We start from the raw sequence: 18,198 nt of genomic DNA on the forward strand, positions 1-18,198 counted from the left end.
TGGAACATTCAGCGGCCGTCGAACGCGGCCGTGAAGGAGGAGAAGTGAGCCAGCCCAGCGAGCCCACCGGCGAGGTGGAGCAGTCGCCGTCCGGCGAGGCTCGGACACCCGCTTCGAGGCGCAGTTCGCGCCCGCCCCGCTTCTGGGAGTTCCTCGCCGTCCTGATCGTGAAGCCGCTGTCGCTGCTGTTCGTCAGGCGGAGATGGCGTGGGGGCGAGAACATCCCGCGCAAGGGCGGCCTGATCATCGCGGCCAACCATCTGTCCTGGTCGGACCCGGTGCTGCTCTCGCACTACCTCTACAACACCGGTCGCTGGCCGATCATCTTGGCCAAGTCGGGGATCTTCAAGGTCCCCTTCCTCGGTCACGCGGTCTCCCAGTTGCGGGCCATCCCGGTCCATCGGGGGAGCACCGAGGCGACGCAGTCGCTCAAGACCGCCGAGGAGCGGCTCAGAGCGGGCGGCTGCATCCTGTTCTACCCGGAGGGCACGATCACCCGCGACCCTGAGATGTGGCCGATGGCGTCCAAGACGGGCGCGGCGCGGCTGGCCCTCGCGACGGGTGTGCCGGTGGTCCCGATCGCCCACTGGGGTGCCCAGGAGCTCCTGCCGTACGGCGAGAAGAAGCCGCGGCTGTTCCCCCGCAAGACGTTCCACGTGGTCGCCGGCCCGCCGGTCGACCTGTCGAAGTACGCCGGCCTGCCGCTGCGCGGATCGGTCCTGCGCGAGGCGACGGCCGACATCATGGCGGCGGTCACCGATCTGCTTGCCGGGATCCGGGATGAGAAGGCGCCCGAAGTCCCGTATGACCCGAAAAGCGCTGCACAGGACTGAGCACGACGTACGGTAGGGAATGGCACGTGACCGCGAGCCTGGGCGATGAGGAGTGGTGAGCGACCAGTGAGCAAGGCGGTCGTCTTCGGTACAGGCTCGTGGGGCACCACGTTCGCGATGATCCTCGCTGAGGCGGGCACCGACACGGCCCTGTGGGGGAGGCGGGCGGAGGTCGTCGAGGCGATCAACGATCGGCACGAGAACCCCGAATACCTTCCCGGCGTGAAGCTGCCCGAGACCCTGCGCGCCACGACCGATCCCGTCGCGGCCATGGACGGAGCGGACTTCGTCGTCCTCGCCGTCCCCGCACAGACGCTGCGCGGCAACCTCGACGAGTGGAAGGACGCCATTCCGCCCGGCGCCGTGCTGGTCAGTCTGATGAAGGGCGTCGAGCTGGGCACCGGCAAGCGGATGAGCGAGGTCATCTGCGAGGTGGCCGAGGTGCCGGAGAGCCGGGTCGCGGTGGTCTCCGGGCCCAACCTGGTCCCCGAGCTGGCCCGGCGGCAGCCGGCCGCGGCCGTCGTCGCCTGTACGGACGAGGCGGTGGCCGGCAGGCTCCAGGACGCCTGCCACCTGCCGTGGTTCCGCACCTACACGAACACCGACGTCGTCGGCGTCGAGCTCGGCGGCGCGGTCAAGAACGTCATCGCGCTGGCCGTGGGCGTCGCGGCGGGTATGGGCCTCGGTGACAACATCCGGGCCACGCTGATAACCCGCGGACTCGCCGAGATCGCCCGGCTGGGCGGGGCGCTCGGCGCCGACCAGCACACCTTCGCCGGTCTCGCGGGGATGGGCGACCTGATCGCGACCTGCACGTCGCCCCTGTCCAGGAACCGGACCTTCGGGGAGAACCTCGGGCGCGGCATGACGCTGGCCGAGGTCGTGGCCGCGACCAAGCAGACGGCCGAGGGCGTGAAGTCCTGCGAGTCGGTTCTCGAGCTGGCCAGGAAGCACGATGTGGAGATGCCCATCACCGAGGTCGTCGTGGGAGTGGTCCACGACGGTCTGACACCCAGTGAGGCCGCGCTCCTGCTGATGTCCCGGAGTCCCAAACCGGAGCGATACGGCCTGTGAACCCCATGAGGCGGTCGCGGAAGAGGCCCGGGGAGAACACCCGGGCCGTCCATCTGCCCTCGCCTCCGCTGCCCCGTCAGGTCCCGATCGGCCTGCCCGTCTGGCGGACCGCCTCGTGGAGTTTCGAGTCGTCCGGCGAGTACGCCGACGTCCTGGCGGGCCGCGTGCCGGGTTTCGCCTACAGCCGGATCGACAACCCGACCGTGGCGGCCTTCGCCGCCGGGGTGGCGGCCCTCGAGGGCGCCGCCGCACCCGATGACGTGTCGGGCCAGGCCTTCCCGTCGGGAATGGCCGCGATCAACACGGTCTTCCTGAGTTTCCTCCGCGCGGGGGCGCATGTCGTCGCGCCCGCCCCCGTGCACGGGGGGACGTACGCGCTGCTGACCGACGTGTTGTCCCGGTTCGGGGTGGCCGTGGACTTCGTCGACTACACCGACCTGCGGCGGGTCCACGCCGCGATGCGGTCGACGACGAAGATCGTGTACGCGGAGGCGCTGGCCCACCCGACGATGATGGTGGCCGACATCCGCGGTCTCTACCGGATCGCCGGCGAGGCGGGGGCCCTGCTCGTCGTCGACTCCTCGACCGCCACCCCGATCGTGTGCCGCCCGCTCGAGCACGGCGCCGACCTGGTCGTCCACTCGGCCACCAAATACCTGGGCGGGCACGACGACAGCACCGGCGGCGTGGTGGTCGGGCGGCACGACCTGATGGCCCAGATCCGTGAGGTCCGCGTCGCCACGGGCGGTTCGCTCTCGCCGGACGACGCGTTCCTCCTGCACCGGGGCCTGGAGACGCTGACTCTGCGCGTGCGGCGGATGTGCGCGACGGCGATGGAGGTCGCGGCCGCCGTGGCCAAGCACCCGGCCGTGCGCCGGGTCGACTATCCGGGTCTGCCGGGCCACCCCGCGCACCAGCTCGCCCGGCTCGTCTTCGACTCCGGTCCCGAGGGCACCCGGTTCGGCGCGTGCATGACCGTAATCCCTCACGGCGGGTACGCGGCGGGCATGACCCTGGCGGACGGCCTGCGCCTCGCCGGGATCGCCTCCTCCGTCGGCGGCACCCACACCAAGGTCACGCACCTCGCCTCGGTCGCCCGTTCCGACGAGGCGCTTTCCGGGGTCGACGCGGGAGCCGTGCGGTTCTCGATCGGCCTCGAGGACGCCGACGACCTCATCATGGACGTCACCCAGGCGCTCGACACGCTGCGTTCCGCCAGTCCGGCGCGCGGCTGACAAGCCGTTTTGCACCCCAGACACGGTAGATTCGGGCATCATGAACGAGGTTCGCGAGTCACGGTCGCGTATACGTGTGGCGGTCGTCTTCGGAGGACGCAACTCCGAGCACGCCGTCTCCCTGATGGGCGCCGGAAGCGTGCTTGAGGCGATCGACCGCTCAAAGTACGAGGTGTTCCCCATCGGCATCGCTCAGGACGGGCGCTGGGTGCTGGCCTCCGGCAGCCAGAGTTATGCGATCGAGGCGGGCCGCCTGCCCTCCGTCGAGGAGTCCGGTACGGCTCTCGCGCTGCCGTCCGAGTCGGGTTCGCTCGTCGCCCTCGAGCCGGGGCAGATCCCGCGGTCTCTCGGTGAGGTCGACGTCGTCTTCCCCGTCATGCACGGCCCCTTCGGCGAGGACGGGACCATCCAGGGACTGCTGGAGATGGCCGGGGTGCGTTACGTGGGGTCCGGCGTGCTGGCCAGCGCCGTCGGCATGGACAAGGCCTACATGAAGCTCGTTCTCCGGGCGGCCGGCCTGCCCGTGGGGCCGTTCGTCGTCGTCCGTGACCGTGACTGGCGGACGGACCGCGCGCGGGTACTCAAGGAGGTCGAGGAGCTCGGCTGGCCCGTTTTCGTGAAGCCGGCCCGCGCCGGGTCGTCGCAGGGCATCTCCAAGGCCCACGACGTGGAGTCCCTCGAGGCGGCGGTCGAGTTCGCCCGGGCCCATGATCCCAAGGTGCTGGTCGAGGCCGCCATCGTCGGCCGTGAGATCGAGTGCGCAGTGCTGGAGTCCTTCGGCGACGCGCCCGCGGAGGCGAGCATGCCCGGCGAGGTCCTGGTCAGGGGCGAGCACGAGTTCTTCGACTTCGAGGCCAAGTACTACCCCGACCAGATGGCGCTCGACGTGCCCGCCGACCTCCCCGAGGAGACGATCGAGGCGCTGCGGGCCATGGCCGTACAGGCCTTCGAGTCGCTCGGATGCGAGGGGCTGTCCCGGGTCGACTTCTTCTACACGCCGTCGGGTGAGCTCGTCCTGAACGAGATCAACACCATGCCCGGCTTCACGTCCCTCTCGGTCGCCCCGCAGTTGTGGGCCGCGAGCGGCCTGCCGTACGCCGATCTCGTCGACCGGCTGATCCAGCTCGCCTACAACAGGCCGGCGGGGCTGCGCTGACTCGCTCGCCGACTCACTCGGGGATGGCGGCCTTGATGGGCCCGGCGAGATCGACCTGGACCTCCGCGGGCTTGTGCTGGGGAGAGATCGTCACCTCGACGTACGCCTCGCGGTTGACGGCGGTGTACAGCGCCGGCCGCTGCGGATCGTTGAACCAGCCGATGCCGTTGACGTCCGACACGTCGGCGGTGGCGTCCATCGCGGCGGGCCGGTCGACGCCGCAGCGCAAGGCGATCTCGCCCTCGCCCCAGACCACGACGTACGGCGAGGCGGGCTCGGACGCGACGCGGTCGAGCCCGTCGAGCGTGCGGGGAAGCGCGCCGGCGAGCTTCTGGCACGCGGCCGCGGCTGGGCCCGTGGGTGTGGGCGGGTCGACGCGCACGACGCCGGAGCATCCGGCCAGGACGGTCAGAGCCGCCAGTGCGGCCGCCGCCCCGGCGGGCAGGGCTGGTCTTGGCATGGTCTTCCAGATCGGCTGTCCGGCGGGTGTCGAGGCCCGCCGGACCGGGCTAAATGTGGACTATCGGACACGTAAGCGTACGTGTGATGCCCGCCACCGCCTGAATCTGGGCCACGACGAGCTTGCCGAGTTCGTCCACGTCCCGGGCCTCGGCCCGGACGATCACGTCATAGGGGCCGGTGACATCCTCGGCCTGCGTGACGCCCACGATCGACGCGATCTGCCCGGCCACATCGGCGGCCTTGCCGACCTCGGTCTGGATAAGGATGTAGGCCTGCACCATCACGTCCTCCGGATAGAGATCAGTGCCGGAGCGTAACCGTACCTCGAATGCACAAGGGGTGTGTCATCAGAGTCGGAGATCTCGGTGAATTCGGTGTGATCAGGCGAATTTCGGGACGCCTGCCCCAAGGTTCGGGGGTGATCCTGGGCCCCGGCGACGATGCCGCGATCCTGGAGGCACCTGATGGACGGGTTGTGGTGAGCACCGATCTCCTGATTGAGGGTAGGCACTTCCGCCGCGATTGGTCCAGTGGGTACGACATAGGTAGAAAAGCCGCAGCACAGAATCTTTCCGACATCGTTGCCATGGGGGCGAATCCCACGGCGATCGTGGTCGGCCTGGGGTTGCCCGGCGAGGCGTCGGCCGAGTGGCTGGACGCCCTGACCGACGGTTTCCGGGACGAATGCGCTCTGGTCGGGGCCACGGTCGCCGGGGGAGACATCGCGCGCTCGGACACCGTGGTGATCGGGGTGACCGCCCTCGGCGATCTCGGCGGGCGGACGCCGGTGACCAGGTCGGGGGCACGGCCTGGCGACGTGGTCGCGGTCGCGGGCCGGTTGGGATACGCCGCCGCAGGCCTCGCCTTCCTCTCGGCGGAACAGGGACTCGCCCTACCCCCGGCGGAGCGGACGACCGCCGAGGCCGGATCCGCGGAGATCGCGGACGAGTTCGTGGCGGCCCACCGCCGGCCGGCCCCGCCGTACGCGTGCGGGCCGGAGGCGGCCGGGCTGGGCGCCACGGCCATGCTCGACGTCAGCGACGGGCTGCTGCAGGATCTCGGCCACGTGGCGACCGCCAGCGGTGTGCGGATCGTCCTCGACCCCGGCTCGCTGCCCGTGCCCGAGGCGATGGCCCGGCTCGCCGCCGGACTGGGCGCCGATCCTCTGGAGTGGGTCCTCACCGGGGGCGACGACCACGCGCTCGCCGCGACCTTTCCCCGGGACGTCCCGCTCCCCCCTTCCTGGCGTGTCGTCGGGCAGGTGTCCGACGCGGATGGGGAAGCGAAGGCAGAGGTCAGCGGGCGTGCCGAGGCCTCGGGTGGCTGGGATCACTTCCGAGAATGAGGGGAATTTTGTGACAAGGATTAATTAGCTCTGTTATTAAGTAAGGCGGTTACCAACAGGAAAGGACCCTCATGGGCCGCCACGCGGCAGAACATCAGGGCGGAGCGGGACACCCGCCCTTACCGGACGACGGGACGAGCGCGGCCATCCGGTCCGGCGATCCGGCGGAGGGCCGGCAGGAGGGTGAGCAGACCCGGCGGAGCGCCGGGCTGAGTGGTGATGCAGCATTGGGCGACGCGCCCTCGAAGGGGCTGCGCAGGCTGGCTCTCGTGTCGGGTGTCTCGGTCGTGCTGACCCTGGGTCTGATCGTCGGTGGCGTGCGGGTGTTGTCGGGGCGCACCGAGCTCACCGTCCAGTCGTCGGGCGCCAGTTGTGCCGCGCCCGACCAGTGCCGTGCCGAGCGGACGGCGGACACCGCCCCCACGGACGGTCGTCGGACCAGCGACGGCCCGGCGTCCCCCACTCCTACGATCTCCGCTGGACAGACGCCACGCGGCTCGCACAGCGCGACGCCCGGCGTCACCCCCGGCCCTGTCACCAGCACGACCGCCTCGGCCACTCCGGGTACCACCGCGGTTCCCGAGCCAGGCGAGTCGCCCACCCGTGCCGTCACGCAGACCCCCGGGACGACGCCGAGCGCGTCCTCGCCGGTGCTCGGCGCCGCTCCTCCTCCCTCTCCTGACGGCGAAGCGTCCGTGCCCGCGACCACCCAGCCGGCCGCCCCGAACCGGGTGCGCGTGAGCGTCGAGCTCTTCTCGCGGGGCTACCGGGCGGAGGTCACCGTGCACAACGAGGCCGCCGACCTCGACTCCTGGGCGGTCGACCTCCCCCTCGGAGCCAAGATCGCGGGAGCGTACTCGACGCAGGGGGGCGTCGACACGCGGGGGAACACGATCACCTCCAGCCGGCCGCTGCGGAGCGGACGTGACATCACAGTGACGATCTACGGGTTCGGCTCGTTCCGGTCCCCTGGCGGATGTTCCCTCGCCGGAGGTGAGTGCACCGTCTCCAGCGGGCGACGGTGACGCGGGCGATTCCCATTGGTCCTGGTTGGATGGGGGCATGACCACCACCCCTCCACGCGTGCTGACGATCGCGGGCTCGGACTCCGGCGGGGGCGCCGGCATCCAGGCCGACCTCAAGACGATGCTGGCCCTGGGTGTCCACGGGATGAGCGTGATCGCCGCCGTGACGGCCCAGAACTCGCTGGGTGTCCAGGGTTACTGGGAGCTTCCCCCCGAGGCGGTACGGGCCCAGCTCGACTCCGTTCTCGGGGACATCGGCGCCCAGGCGATCAAGACCGGCATGCTGGCCTCCCCGGCGCTCGTGGAGACCGTCGCCGAGGTGCTCTCCGGCGTCGACGCGCCCGTCGTGGTGGACCCGGTCGGCGTCTCCAAGCACGGCGACTCCCTCCTCGCGCCCGAGGCCGTGGGCACGGTCAAGACCCGCCTGCTTCCCGTCGCGACCGTCGTGACCCCGAACCTTTGGGAGGTCGCGCAGCTCACGGGCGTCAAGGTCGAGGACGAGCGTGATCTGCCCCGGGCGGCCGAGGCCGTGCTGGCGCTGGGGCCGACGTGGGCGCTGATCAAGGGCGGGCATCTGCCCGGCGAGCCCGTCGACCTGCTCACCGACGGATCCCGGAGCTTCCGCTTCACCGCGGAACGGCACGACAACCGGCACACCCATGGCACCGGCTGCACGCTCGCCTCCGCCATCGCCTCCTACCTCGCGCTGGGAGAGGACGTCCCCGGTGCGGTACGGCAGGCCAAGGAGTACGTCACAGGGGCGATCGCGCGTGGTTTCCCCCTCGGGGCGGGCATCGGCCCGGTCGACCACGGCTGGCGCTGGAGGTCCTGACCCGGGCTCAGGTCAGGCGGGCGACGGGGTCGCTCGCGAGGCGGCGGAGGATCGCGGCGGCCTGGGCGGCGTCGGGCTCCGGGCGCGCGCCCGACTCGATCGCGTCGGCCAGGGCGTTCAGTTCGTCCGGGGGCAGGAGCCCCCGGTCTCTGCCGTGGAGCCGCAGCCGCACCGGCCTCCCTGAGGCGCTCCCGGCGATCAGCCGGGGGACCCTGCGGCCGGTGGGCACCACATGGTCGTCCGCGTTGCGGACGTACTCCGGGACCGAGTCGATCTGCACGTGCGCGCTCGCCAGATCGGCGCGACGGGTGGAGAGCGCTCCCGTGAGCTCTAGCGTCGTTCCCGACAGCGTGGCCCGGCCCCGGAAGGTCTGCAGCAGGAATGTGACCACGGCCGCGGCGGCGACCATCGCGATCAGCGTGAAGAAGGCCGCGAACACGACGGCCCCGCCGTAGAGGACGCCTCCGCTGTCGGGCTCGATCGAATCGGGGAAGCCGGGCTCCGCGTCGACCGCCACGAAGGCGGAGAACACGAGGGCGCCGATGCCGACGACGCCCGCGAGGATGCCGAGGAAGATGATCCCGAAGACCGAGGCGGCGATCTTCTGCCCTCTGGTCGCGTGAACGCTTATCCGAGTGATCACGGTTCGGATGCTAATCGCGCTCGCGCCCCGTGGCGCCCCCGTTACCGAAACGGCCGGAAACGGCCTTCCACGCGAAAGCCCGCCACCGGACGGTGACGGGCTCGGCGGAACCTCTGGGGGTCAGCGGGTGACCTTGCCTGCCTTGATGCAGGAGGTGCACACGTTCAGCCGCTTCGGCGTCCCGTCGACCACCGCGCGCACAGTCTGGATGTTCGGGTTCCAGCGGCGGCGAGTACGGCGGTGCGAGTGGGAGACGTTGTTGCCGAAGATCGGCTTCTTGGCGCAGATGTCGCAGACGGAAGCCACGGTAAATCGCTCCTTCAAATCAGTCGATCGGCCCGGTCCGCGTCGAGCGGCCCATCCGAGCAATGCCGGGACAACCGGCTGGCCAGACGAGGATATCCGATGTCAGCCGCTGCACACCAAACGGAGATCCCGGCGAACGGGGATAATCTCGTATCCGCCAACGGTAGCGCATTGGGGGAGCGGCGCGCCTGGAAGGAAGGACGGCAGCGATGCTGGACGTGCTCGACCCCCCGGCCGTGCGGCGCTGGCTCCGGCACTGCGCGGACGCCCTCGGCAAGGCCAGGGCGGAGATCGACGCCCTCAACGTGTTCCCCGTTCCCGACGGCGACACCGGGACCAACCTGCATCTGACGCTGCTTTCCGCCGCCGAGGCGCTGGACGGCCTGCCCCGCGACGCGGGCAGCGACACCACCTGGCAGACGCTCGCCCGCGGCGCGCTGCTGGGCGCGAGGGGCAACTCGGGCGTGATCGTCAGCCAGGCCATCAGGGGCATGGCCGAGGTCCTCAGACGGGCCGAGGGCCGCGGAGCCGATCTCCGCGACGGCCTGGTCAAGGCGGCGGAGCTGGCCAGGGCCGCGGTCGTCCGCCCCGTCGAGGGCACCCTGCTCAGCGTCCTGTCGGCGGTGGCGGGAGCCGTACGGGACGCCCCCGACGACCTCGCAGAGGTCGCGAGGCGGGCCGCCGAGGAGGCGCGCAAGGCTCTGCGCAGGACCACGGGGCAGCTCGACGTGCTGGCCCGCAACGGCGTGGTGGACGCGGGCGGCGCCGGGCTGGCGATCATCCTGGAGAGCCTGGCGGAGGTCGTCTCCGAGGCATACAGCGACAGGCACGAGGTCCCGGCTCCGACCGAGAAGATCACCGCCGAGGCGGACGCGGGGGCGGGCTACGAGGTCATGTACCTCCTCGACGCCGAGCAGGCCGGCATCGACCGGCTCAGAACCGAACTCGACTCCCTGGGCGACTCCCTGGTGGTCGTCGGAGGCGACGGCCTATGGAACGTCCACGTCCATGTGGACGACGCCGGCGCCGCGATCGAGGCCGCGCTGGGTGTGGGCCGCCCGCATCGCATCCGCGTCACCTACCTCGGCGGGCGCACGCACGAACCGAGCCACGGGCGGGGCGTGGTCGCGGTCGCGGCCGGCGACGGCCTCACCGCGCTGTTCCGCCAGGCGGGGGCCGTCGTCGTGCGGCGGGATCCCGGCTCTACGCCGTCGCTCGCGGCCGTCATGCAGGCCGTCAAGGAGGCCGGGACCGAGGTCGTGGTCCTGCCCAACGACGGCGGCGTCCAGGCCGTCGCGGCGGCCGCGGCGGAGGTCGCGCGCGAGGAGGGCGTCACGGTCAGCGTGCTGCCGACGAAGGCGTCGGTCCAGGGGCTCGCGGCCCTCGCCGTGCACGACCCGCTGCGCCGCTTCGACGACGACGTCGTCGCGATGACCGACGCGGCGGGGCACACCCGCCACGGTCACGTCTGGGTCGCCGACCGTGAGGTGATGACCAGTGCGGGGATCTGCGGCCCCGGCGACGTGCTCGGCGTCGTCGACGGCGAAGCCGCCCTCATCGGTACGGCTCTCGCGGACACGGCCGTGGAGGTGACCCGTCGCCTGCTGTCCGGGGGGAGCGAGCTCGTGACGCTCGTGACGGGCGCGGACGCCCCAGGAGACGTCCTGCGGGCCGTACAGGGCCATCTGGAGGCCACCCGGCCGGACCTCGAGGTGACCGTCCTCGAGGGCGGTCAGGGCGGTTATCCGATCCTCATCGGTGTCGAGTGACCCGCGTTGTCGGTGATCCGGGGTAGAAACTGATGCCGTGACAAGGTTCGACGAACCGCTGAAGAAGGCCCTCGGCGACAAGACGGCCGCTCCGCTGGAGAGCGCGCTGGGCATCGCCACGGTCGGTGAGCTGCTGCGGCACTACCCGAGGCGCTACGCGCAGCGCGGCGAGCTGACCCCGATCGCCTCGCTCGAACACGACGAGCACGCGACGGTCGTCGGCAAGGTGTCGGCGGCGATGCGCCGCCCGATGAAGAACCGGCAGGGCACCTGGCTCGACGTCCAGGTCACCGACGGCAGGGACAAGCTGCATCTCGCGTTCTTCGGCAAGGGGGCGTACGTCGCGGAGCAGCGGCTGACGCCGGGCACCGAGGCCATGTTCTCCGGCAAGGTCAACATCTTCGCGACCGGGAAGACGCGGCGGGTGTCGCTCGCCCACCCCGACTACGAGTCGTTCGACGAGACGCCGGAGACGGTGGAGGAGTTCGCGACCGCGCCCGTGCCGATCTATCCCTCGGCGCAGGGCCTGGCCACCTGGAAGATCCGCCGGGCCGTGCGCACCGTGATCGACGTGCTGACCCTCGAGGATCCGCTGCCGGCCGAGGTGCGCGAGCGGCACGAACTGTCCGCCCTCGACGTCGCGCTGCGCCGGATCCACCGGCCGCGCGACATGGGGGAGGTGTCCCAGGCGAGGCGCCGGCTGAAGTTCGACGAGGCCTTCGTCCTGCAGGCCGTGCTGGTGCGGCGCAGGCTCGCCGCGTCCGCCTGGCCGGCCAGACCGCGGCCGGGGGCCGAGGACGGGCTCCTGCGGGCCTTCGAGGGGAGGCTGCCGTTCCAGCTGACCGAGGGCCAGTTGGCGGTCGGTGCGGAGATCGCCGCGGACCTCGCCCTTGAGCACCCCATGCACCGGCTTCTCCAGGGGGAGGTGGGCGCGGGCAAGACCGTGGTGGCGCTGCGAGCCATGCTGCAGGTCGTCGACTCCGGCGGTCAGGCCGCGCTGCTCGCCCCCACCGAGGTGCTCGCCCAGCAGCACCACAGGTCGATCGTGAAGATGCTGGGCGACCTCGCCACCGGTGGCATGTTCGGCGGCACGGCGGTCGCCCTGCTGACCGGCTCGATGGGCGCCGCCGCGCGCAGGAGCGCGCTGCTCGACGCCGCCTCCGGCAGCGCGGGGATCGTGGTGGGGACCCACGCCCTGCTCCAGGAGCACGTCCAGTTCGCCGATCTCGGCCTGGTCGTTGTGGACGAGCAGCACCGGTTCGGGGTGGAGCAGCGCGACGCCCTGCGCGAGAAGGGCGGCGGCGGCCGGCCGCACGTCCTGGTGATGACCGCGACCCCCATTCCCCGGACGGTCGCGATGACCGTCTTCGGCGACCTGGAGGTCTCCACCCTCACCCAGTTGCCCTCGGGCCGGGCGCCGATCTCGACGCACGTCGTGCCCGCGGCCGAGAAGCCGCGATTCCTGGACCGCACATGGGAGCGGGTGCGCGAGGAGGTCGGGCTCGGCCGGCAGGCGTACATCGTCTGCCCCCGCATCGGTGACCAGGAGGGCGACGAGGGCGACCTCGACAAGGCCGACTCCGAGGAGGAGCGCAGGCCCCCACTGGCGGTCCTGGACGTCGCCGAGGCGCTGTCGGGCGGTCCCCTGCAGGGGCTGCGGATCCGGGTCCTGCACGGCAAGCTGCCGCCCGAGGAGAAGGACGGGGTGATGACGGCCTTCAGCCGGGGCGAGATCGACGTCCTGGTGGCCACCACGGTCATCGAGGTGGGCGTCGACGTCCCGAACTCGTCCGTGATGATCATCATGGACGCCGACCGGTTCGGCGTCTCACAGCTCCACCAGCTGCGCGGTCGCGTCGGGCGGGGCGGCCTGCCGGGGCTGTGCCTGCTGGTGAGCGAGGCGCCGGAGGGAACGCCCGCACGCGCCCGGCTGGACGCTGTCGCGGGCACGCTGGACGGGTTCGAGCTGTCGCGGGTGGACCTGGAGCAGCGCCGCGAGGGCGACGTGCTCGGTGCGGCGCAGTCCGGCCGCAAATCGTCACTGAAGATGTTGCAGTTGCTCAGAGACGAGGACGTGATCGAGGCCGCCCGGACGGAGGCGATGTCCGTGCTGGTGGGCGATCCCGATCTGGAGGCCCATCCGGCCCTCCGATCGGAGCTCGACGCGATGGTCGCCGACGAGCGGGCAGAGTACCTGGAAAAGGCATGAACCCTGCAAGACCCACTAAAAGGCAGAAGATCTCGGAAAGGCCGCAAATGGGTTCCAGGCGCTGACGCGCCGAGGCCCTGGGCGCTTAAATGACCCAGGGCCCAGCCATGGGACGGCCTCCCCCCGAATGCCGTCCCCGGCTGGGCCCACCCTCGGGTCAGGTGCCGAGGGCGCCGACGCGCGGAAGGGCTCACGATCACGTCGGCCGGCCTTCCCCTGGGTCACCTGAAGGCCGCAGAACTCATCATGCGGATGCCACAGGCCTCGCGATACCGCTCTTACTCATTCCTCGCTCCCGCTTGCCCACTCTTGACCTGAGACGATCTCCGCGGGAACCGGGCCGCGGAGCGGGACGGCCGCGGCGGACGGGACAATGAACGGATGACGCGGGTGATCGCAGGGACCGCCGGAGGCCGCAGGCTCGCCGTTCCCCCAGGTGGTTCGACCAGACCCACCAGTGACCGGGCCAGGGAAGGCCTGTTCGCCACGGTCGGGTCGGTGTTCGGCTCGCTCGGGGGACTGCGGGTGGTCGATCTCTACGCCGGGTCCGGGGCCGTCGGCCTCGAGGCGCTCAGCCGGGGGGCCGCGCACGCGCTGCTCGTCGAGTCGGACGCGAGAGCCGTACGGACGATCAAGGAGAACATCGCCTCCCTCGGCCTGCCCGGAGCCGTGCTCGCGCCGGAGAAGGCCGAGCGGGTGGTGGGCCGCCCGTGCGAGGAGCCGTACGACTTCGTCTTCGCCGATCCGCCCTACGCCGTCACGGACGAGGCGGTCGTGAGGGTGGTGGAGGCGCTCAGGGACAACGGCTGGCTGGCGGAGGACGCCCTTGTGGCGGTGGAGCGGGAGTCCAGGGGGAAGGACCTGGTGTGGCCGCGTGGGTTCGAAGAAGACAGGGTCCGTCGGTACGGCGAAGCGTCCGTTTGGTACGGTCGCGCCGCCGGGAACCCGTAAACCGTGGGGGTGCGCCTTTGCGTCGCGTCGTCTGTCCGGGGTCGTTCGACCCCGTGACCAACGGACATCTGGACATCATCGGCCGGACGTCACGGCTCTACGACGAGCTCGTCGTCGCCGTGCTCATCAATGTGGAGAAGAAGAGCCTGTTCACCGTGGACGAGCGCATCGAGATGCTCACCACGGTGACCAAGGAGTACGGCAACGTCCGTGTGGAGAAGTTCCACGGGCTTCTGGTCGACTTCTGCAAGCAGCAGGGCATCCCGGTGATCGTCAAGGGACTGCGGGCGATCAGCGACTTCGACTACGAGTTGCAGATGGCCCAGCTGAACTACCGCATGTCGGGCGTGGAGACGCTCTTCATGTCGACGAACCCGGAGTACTCGTTCCTGTCGTCGAGCAGGCTGAAGGAGATCGCCCGCTACGGCGGCGACGTCTCCGGCCTGGTCCCCGACCTGGTGAAGGAGCTGCTCGTCGAGCGGCTCAGAGGTTGACGCCGGGCTGGTATCCTTTCCTTTCAGCCTTGCACGACGGCGGTTGTTCGCCATGCCTAAACGAGAGCAGGATGACTCAGCGCACCCTTGACCCCCGAGCCCCTTGGGTGATCTCCACCCATGATCTGGGACGACGACCGGGGTCGATGCGCAAGATGACCCCCGTTCTCCCGGCGCCGGTGGATCTCGCAGTCGGAATGATCGGCGTTCCCAAGGACGCCGACGTCGAGCTGGACATCCGGCTCGAGGCGGTGATGGAGGGCGTGCTCGTCACGGGCACGGCGCGGGCTCCACTCCACGGAGAATGCTCACGCTGTCTGGACCCGTTGACCTCGGAGATCGAGGTCGACTTCCAGGAGCTCTTCTACTACTCGGCGGATGACGCGCTTCCTGGAGGCGCGGGGGGAGAGGACGACCTCTTCCTCGATGGTGAGTTGCTCGATCTCGAGCCGGTATTCCGTGACGCGGTGGTGCTCGCACTGCCGCTGAGCCCGGTCTGCGGTGATGACTGCGCCGGACTCTGCACGGAGTGCGGGGTCAAGCTGGCGGATGCCGGCCCTGACCACGGTCACGAGAAACTCGATTCACGCTGGGCGTCGCTGCAGGGTTTGGTTGTGGACAACAAAGACGATCAGGAGGGTTGACGTGGCCGTCCCCAAGCGGAAGATGTCGCGGAGCAACACCCGCGCCCGCAGGGCCCAGTGGAAGGCCGCCGCGGTGTCACTCGTGAGCTGCCCCCAGTGCCGCTCGCCGAAGCGCCCGCACGTGGCGTGCCCCACATGTGGCACCTACAACCGCCGTCAGGTCATCGAGCCGTCGGCCTGATCGCGCTCTGAGCGGATCGGGACGCCGGCCGGATCGTCAAACGACCCGGCCGGCGTTACCTTGCTTAGAGGCGCGTGCGGTGGCGGTTGGAGCGAAAGACCGGCATTAACGTGCCCGCGGCCGTGGTGGACGCCGGGGCCCCCGACTTCGGTGGCCCGGCGTCCACCACGCCTTCGGGCCTCACATCGATCCCGCTTGCCTCCGTGCTCGGCCTTGCCATGCATGAGTCAGGAGGAGAGAAGTGGCTTCAGCATCGGGAAAACCGGTGGCCGTAGAGGTCGCCAGGGATGAGCTTTACCAGGTCATCGAGGTGCGGCTCAGCACCCCGATCCTTGAGCGGGCGCTGACCCACCGGTCCTACGCCTACGAGAACGGCGGCCTGCCCACCAACGAGCGCCTGGAGTTCCTCGGCGACTCGGTGCTGGGCCTGGTGGTCACGGACACCCTCTATCGGGGCCACCCCGACCTGCCGGAAGGGCAGCTCGCGAAGCTGCGCGCCGCCGTCGTGAACATGCGGGCGCTCGCCGACGTGGCGCGGACCCTCGGTCTCGGCAAGTACCTCCGCCTCGGACGGGGCGAGGAGGGCACCGGCGGGCGTGACAAGTCGTCGATCCTGGCCGACACCCTGGAGGCCCTGATCGGCACGGTCTACGTCGACAAGGGCCTGGACGAGGCGTTCCGCGTCGTCCACCTGCTCTTCGACCCGCTGATCACGCGGTCGGCGTCGCTGGGCGCGGGCCTCGACTGGAAGACCTCGCTGCAGGAGCTGACCGCCGCCGAGATGCTCGGCGTACCGGAGTACCACGTCGACGAGAGCGGGCCCGACCACGCCAAGTCGTTCGTGGCCGCGGTGCGCGTCGGCGGCCGGCAGTACGGCACGGGCGCGGGACGCAGCAAGAAAGAGGCCGAGCAGCAGGCGGCGGAGGCGGCCTGGACGGCGATCCGCGCGCTCAGGGACGCCCGTGAGGGTGCGGGGCTCGGCCGGGCCTGACGGCTCGCCGCAGATCGTCGCCCGGGACCGACAGGCGCCCGGGACCGGCACGAGGTAGGAGCAGGATGCCCGAACTGCCTGAGGTGGAAGTCGTCCGGCGCGGCCTGGAGCGCTGGGTCGCCGGCCGTACGATCGCGTCGGCGGAGGTCCTGCATCCCCGCGCGGTCCGGCGGAACGCGGGGGAGCTGCCCGACCAACTCAAAGGCCGGACCGTGCTCTCGGCCGAGCGCCGCGGCAAGTATCTGTGGCTGCCGCTGCACGACGGCCCGGCGGACCGGTACCTGGTCGCCGCGGGGGATGATGAGGCCCCTGAGTCGCCTGTGGCCGCGGAGGCGCTGCTGGCGCATCTCGGCATGAGCGGCCAGTTACTCGTGGTGGACCCCCTGGCGCCCGTCGAGAAGCACCTGCGTGTACGGCTCTGCTTCGCCGATGGCGGACCGGAGCTGCGGTTCGTGGACCAGCGCACGTTCGGCCACGTCCTGGTCGCCCCGATGGTCCAGCGGTCGCCGAGGCCCGTTCCCGAGCCGATCACGCACATCGCCGCCGATCCCCTCGAGAGCGCCTTCGACGACGCGGAGTTCGCGACCCGGCTGCGGCTCCGCCGTACCGGGATCAAGAGGGCACTGCTCGACCAGTCGCTGATCAGCGGGGTCGGCAACATCTACGCGGACGAGGCGTTGTGGCGCGCGCGGCTGCATTGGGCACGTCCGACGGAGACGCTCTCCCGCCCGGTGATCGCGGAGTTGCTGTCGGCCGTCCGCGAGGTCATGGCCGAGGCGCTCGGCCAGGGCGGCACGTCCTTCGACAGCCTGTATGTGAACGTCAACGGTGAGAGCGGCTACTTCGATCGGTCACTCGCCGTGTACGGCAGGCGGGACGAGCCGTGCCCCCGATGCGGGACGCCCGTCCGGCGGGAGGCGTTCATGAACAGGTCGTCGTACAGCTGCCCGAAGTGCCAGCCGACGCCGAGAAACGCCAGGCCATGACGGTCCCCCGGCGGCCGGCACCCAGGACCGGCCGGATACTGTGAACGTGGTCAGGTTGACGGCGTGGGTCCGGGGCCGAGTGCAGGGGGTCGGCTTCCGATGGTGGACCCGGGCCAGAGCACTTGAGCTCGGCCTGGTGGGCTGGGCGGCGAATCTCGCCGACGGCAGGGTCGAGGTCGTGGCCGAAGGGCCCCGGGAATCGTGCGAGAGGCTTCTCGAGCTGCTGCGGGGGGCCGGCACGCCAGGTCAGGTGGAGGGGGTGGTGGAGCGCTGGAGCGACGCCAAGGGAAGTATGGCGGGGTTTGTAGAGCGATAGGGCTTCCCTCAAACCACCCAAATGCGGTATATTTACCTACCGAGAGTGCCCACCGGCAGATCTGTCCGGAGCGTTCAACTTGACCGCCTCCATTGCCGGTGCGACTCTTGAGAGGAACCACGCGCACCCCTCCCGCGGCAATGAAGTGCGCGAACCAGTCTGGTCACTCAGCGTGGAGGACCCTTTACTATGGCGAAGGCTCTACTCGGCCACGTCGGCGGTCCTGACCCTCGAATGGTCTCGGAAATGCGCCGTCTCCAGCAGCGCATCCGGGATCTGGAGGCAGAACTCACCCGGCTCCAGGCACAGAACGACGCGCTAGCAGCGCAAACTCGTGACGAAACCCTGGTCCGGCTGCAGGATCGCGAGCCGGCTCTCACTTGAGAGACCGGCCACAGGAAGGATTGTCAGGGACGCCCCGCAAAGGCGTCCCTTGTCATTTGCGGAAACCGTTCGACCGCCATTCAGTCGTCGGCAAATTATCCGTAATGTCCTTTTCTGTATCGGCTGGTAGCGCGTTTGGCGATTCGTCATCGAACGCCAGTGCTCGGTGAATGGCCCCGGTCATCGTCGCGGGGTCATCGGCGATCAGGACGGCGGCTTCGCGCGACATCCGGCGGCCGGCCGTACGTATAGCGGGTCTTCGCGGGGGCAGTATGGCCCGATGTCGGGGACCGCGTCACCGGAACCGGTGTCATGGGGTCTATCCGACGTCCCGGGCCTGCCCGGGCCGGTAGTCTTCCCCG

22 protein-coding genes are annotated in these 18,198 nt (G+C 70.4%); 17 read left to right on the plus strand and 5 right to left on the minus strand.

All coding sequences use genetic code 11. From position 1 onward, the window contains the following. The first annotated feature begins 44 nt into the window (after positions 1-44). From Psi02_RS19910 to Psi02_RS19925, 4 genes are read left to right on the plus strand one after another with little or no spacing between them, the layout of a single operon-like run. Positions 45-833 carry a lysophospholipid acyltransferase family protein gene (locus Psi02_RS19910; RefSeq protein WP_239095009.1) on the plus strand — a complete coding sequence of 263 codons (789 nt, stop codon included), beginning with the start codon at positions 45-47 and terminating at the stop codon, positions 831-833. Between the two features lie 45 nt (positions 834-878). Continuing rightward, entirely contained in the window at positions 879-1,907 is a 1,029-nt protein-coding gene (locus Psi02_RS19915; protein ID WP_373317636.1) for an NAD(P)H-dependent glycerol-3-phosphate dehydrogenase, read from the plus strand. A gap of 5 nt (positions 1,908-1,912) precedes the next feature. Beyond that, complete coding sequence (locus tag Psi02_RS19920) at positions 1,913-3,142, plus strand: trans-sulfuration enzyme family protein (protein WP_203976256.1); 1,230 nt, start codon at positions 1,913-1,915, stop codon at positions 3,140-3,142. 40 nt (positions 3,143-3,182) lie between these two features. Beyond that, positions 3,183-4,298 carry a D-alanine--D-alanine ligase family protein gene (locus Psi02_RS19925; RefSeq protein ID WP_203976257.1) on the plus strand — a complete coding sequence of 372 codons (1,116 nt, stop codon included), beginning with the start codon at positions 3,183-3,185 and terminating at the stop codon, positions 4,296-4,298. Positions 4,299-4,311: 13 nt separating this feature from the next. Here Psi02_RS19925 and Psi02_RS19930 read toward each other — a convergent pair whose 3' ends face one another. Together Psi02_RS19930 and Psi02_RS19935 are read right to left on the minus strand one after the other, a co-directional pair. Continuing rightward, the gene (locus tag Psi02_RS19930; RefSeq protein ID WP_203976259.1) at positions 4,312-4,758 is read right to left on the minus strand and encodes a DUF3515 domain-containing protein; all 447 of its coding nucleotides are present in this window, start codon (positions 4,756-4,758) and stop codon (positions 4,312-4,314) included. Between the two features lie 49 nt (positions 4,759-4,807). Then, positions 4,808-5,041 carry an Lrp/AsnC family transcriptional regulator gene (locus Psi02_RS19935; RefSeq protein ID WP_203945897.1) on the minus strand — a complete coding sequence of 78 codons (234 nt, stop codon included), beginning with the start codon at positions 5,039-5,041 and terminating at the stop codon, positions 4,808-4,810. 47 nt (positions 5,042-5,088) lie between these two features. Here Psi02_RS19935 and Psi02_RS19940 point away from each other — a divergent pair, with 47 nt between their 5' ends. The 3 genes from Psi02_RS19940 to thiD all read left to right on the plus strand — a co-directional run bounded on the left by Psi02_RS19940 (position 5,089) and on the right by thiD (position 7,962). After that, a complete protein-coding gene (locus Psi02_RS19940; RefSeq protein WP_203976261.1) occupies positions 5,089-6,105 on the plus strand; it encodes a thiamine-phosphate kinase in 1,017 nt (338 codons plus the stop codon). A 71-nt stretch (positions 6,106-6,176) separates the two neighbouring features. Continuing rightward, positions 6,177-7,130 carry a hypothetical protein gene (locus Psi02_RS19945; protein ID WP_203976263.1) on the plus strand — a complete coding sequence of 318 codons (954 nt, stop codon included), beginning with the start codon at positions 6,177-6,179 and terminating at the stop codon, positions 7,128-7,130. Positions 7,131-7,167: 37 nt separating this feature from the next. Next, positions 7,168-7,962, plus strand: coding sequence for a bifunctional hydroxymethylpyrimidine kinase/phosphomethylpyrimidine kinase (gene thiD / locus Psi02_RS19950; protein ID WP_203976265.1), 795 nt, complete (start codon positions 7,168-7,170; stop codon positions 7,960-7,962). A 7-nt stretch (positions 7,963-7,969) separates the two neighbouring features. Here thiD and Psi02_RS19955 read toward each other — a convergent pair whose 3' ends face one another. Further along, the gene (locus tag Psi02_RS19955; protein WP_203976268.1) at positions 7,970-8,605 is read right to left on the minus strand and encodes a hypothetical protein; all 636 of its coding nucleotides are present in this window, start codon (positions 8,603-8,605) and stop codon (positions 7,970-7,972) included. Positions 8,606-8,725: 120 nt separating this feature from the next. Further along, entirely contained in the window at positions 8,726-8,911 is a 186-nt protein-coding gene (gene rpmB / locus Psi02_RS19960) for a 50S ribosomal protein L28 (protein ID WP_203955596.1), read from the minus strand. A 209-nt stretch (positions 8,912-9,120) separates the two neighbouring features. On the opposite strand from rpmB, the gene fakA reads away from it, so the two are divergent. The 10 genes from fakA (at position 9,121) to Psi02_RS40120 (ending at position 17,836) form a co-directional block, all read left to right on the plus strand. Then, on the plus strand, positions 9,121-10,680 hold the full coding sequence (gene fakA, locus Psi02_RS19965; protein ID WP_203976270.1) for a DAK2 domain-containing protein: 1,560 nt from the start codon (positions 9,121-9,123) through the stop codon (positions 10,678-10,680). A gap of 37 nt (positions 10,681-10,717) precedes the next feature. After that, complete coding sequence (recG, locus tag Psi02_RS19970; RefSeq protein WP_203976272.1) at positions 10,718-12,889, plus strand: ATP-dependent DNA helicase RecG; 2,172 nt, start codon at positions 10,718-10,720, stop codon at positions 12,887-12,889. Between the two features lie 381 nt (positions 12,890-13,270). Further along, the gene (gene rsmD, locus Psi02_RS19975) at positions 13,271-13,840 is read left to right on the plus strand and encodes a 16S rRNA (guanine(966)-N(2))-methyltransferase RsmD (RefSeq protein ID WP_203976281.1); all 570 of its coding nucleotides are present in this window, start codon (positions 13,271-13,273) and stop codon (positions 13,838-13,840) included. 17 nt (positions 13,841-13,857) lie between these two features. Then, positions 13,858-14,334 carry a pantetheine-phosphate adenylyltransferase gene (gene coaD, locus Psi02_RS19980; RefSeq protein ID WP_203955592.1) on the plus strand — a complete coding sequence of 159 codons (477 nt, stop codon included), beginning with the start codon at positions 13,858-13,860 and terminating at the stop codon, positions 14,332-14,334. Positions 14,335-14,405: 71 nt separating this feature from the next. Continuing rightward, positions 14,406-14,978, plus strand: coding sequence for a YceD family protein (locus Psi02_RS19985; RefSeq protein WP_203976460.1), 573 nt, complete (start codon positions 14,406-14,408; stop codon positions 14,976-14,978). A 1-nt stretch (position 14,979) separates the two neighbouring features. After that, entirely contained in the window at positions 14,980-15,159 is a 180-nt protein-coding gene (rpmF, locus tag Psi02_RS19990; protein WP_203885404.1) for a 50S ribosomal protein L32, read from the plus strand. A gap of 304 nt (positions 15,160-15,463) precedes the next feature. Continuing rightward, positions 15,464-16,150, plus strand: a complete 687-nt coding sequence (gene rnc, locus Psi02_RS19995) for a ribonuclease III (protein ID WP_239095024.1) — start codon at positions 15,464-15,466, stop codon at positions 16,148-16,150. 65 nt (positions 16,151-16,215) lie between these two features. Continuing rightward, the gene (gene mutM / locus Psi02_RS20000) at positions 16,216-17,136 is read left to right on the plus strand and encodes a bifunctional DNA-formamidopyrimidine glycosylase/DNA-(apurinic or apyrimidinic site) lyase (protein ID WP_203976283.1); all 921 of its coding nucleotides are present in this window, start codon (positions 16,216-16,218) and stop codon (positions 17,134-17,136) included. A gap of 46 nt (positions 17,137-17,182) precedes the next feature. Continuing rightward, positions 17,183-17,452, plus strand: a complete 270-nt coding sequence (locus Psi02_RS20005) for an acylphosphatase (RefSeq protein ID WP_239095010.1) — start codon at positions 17,183-17,185, stop codon at positions 17,450-17,452. Positions 17,453-17,641: 189 nt separating this feature from the next. Continuing rightward, complete coding sequence (locus Psi02_RS40120) at positions 17,642-17,836, plus strand: hypothetical protein (RefSeq protein ID WP_239095011.1); 195 nt, start codon at positions 17,642-17,644, stop codon at positions 17,834-17,836. A gap of 52 nt (positions 17,837-17,888) precedes the next feature. On the opposite strand, the gene Psi02_RS20010 is transcribed toward Psi02_RS40120, so the two are convergent. Further along, on the minus strand, positions 17,889-18,065 hold the full coding sequence (locus tag Psi02_RS20010; RefSeq protein ID WP_203976287.1) for a hypothetical protein: 177 nt from the start codon (positions 18,063-18,065) through the stop codon (positions 17,889-17,891). Between the last annotated feature and the right edge of the window lie 133 nt (positions 18,066-18,198).

The sequence above is a fragment of the Planotetraspora silvatica genome (genome assembly GCF_016863315.1).
GTDB lineage: Bacteria > Actinomycetota > Actinomycetes > Streptosporangiales > Streptosporangiaceae > Planotetraspora > Planotetraspora silvatica.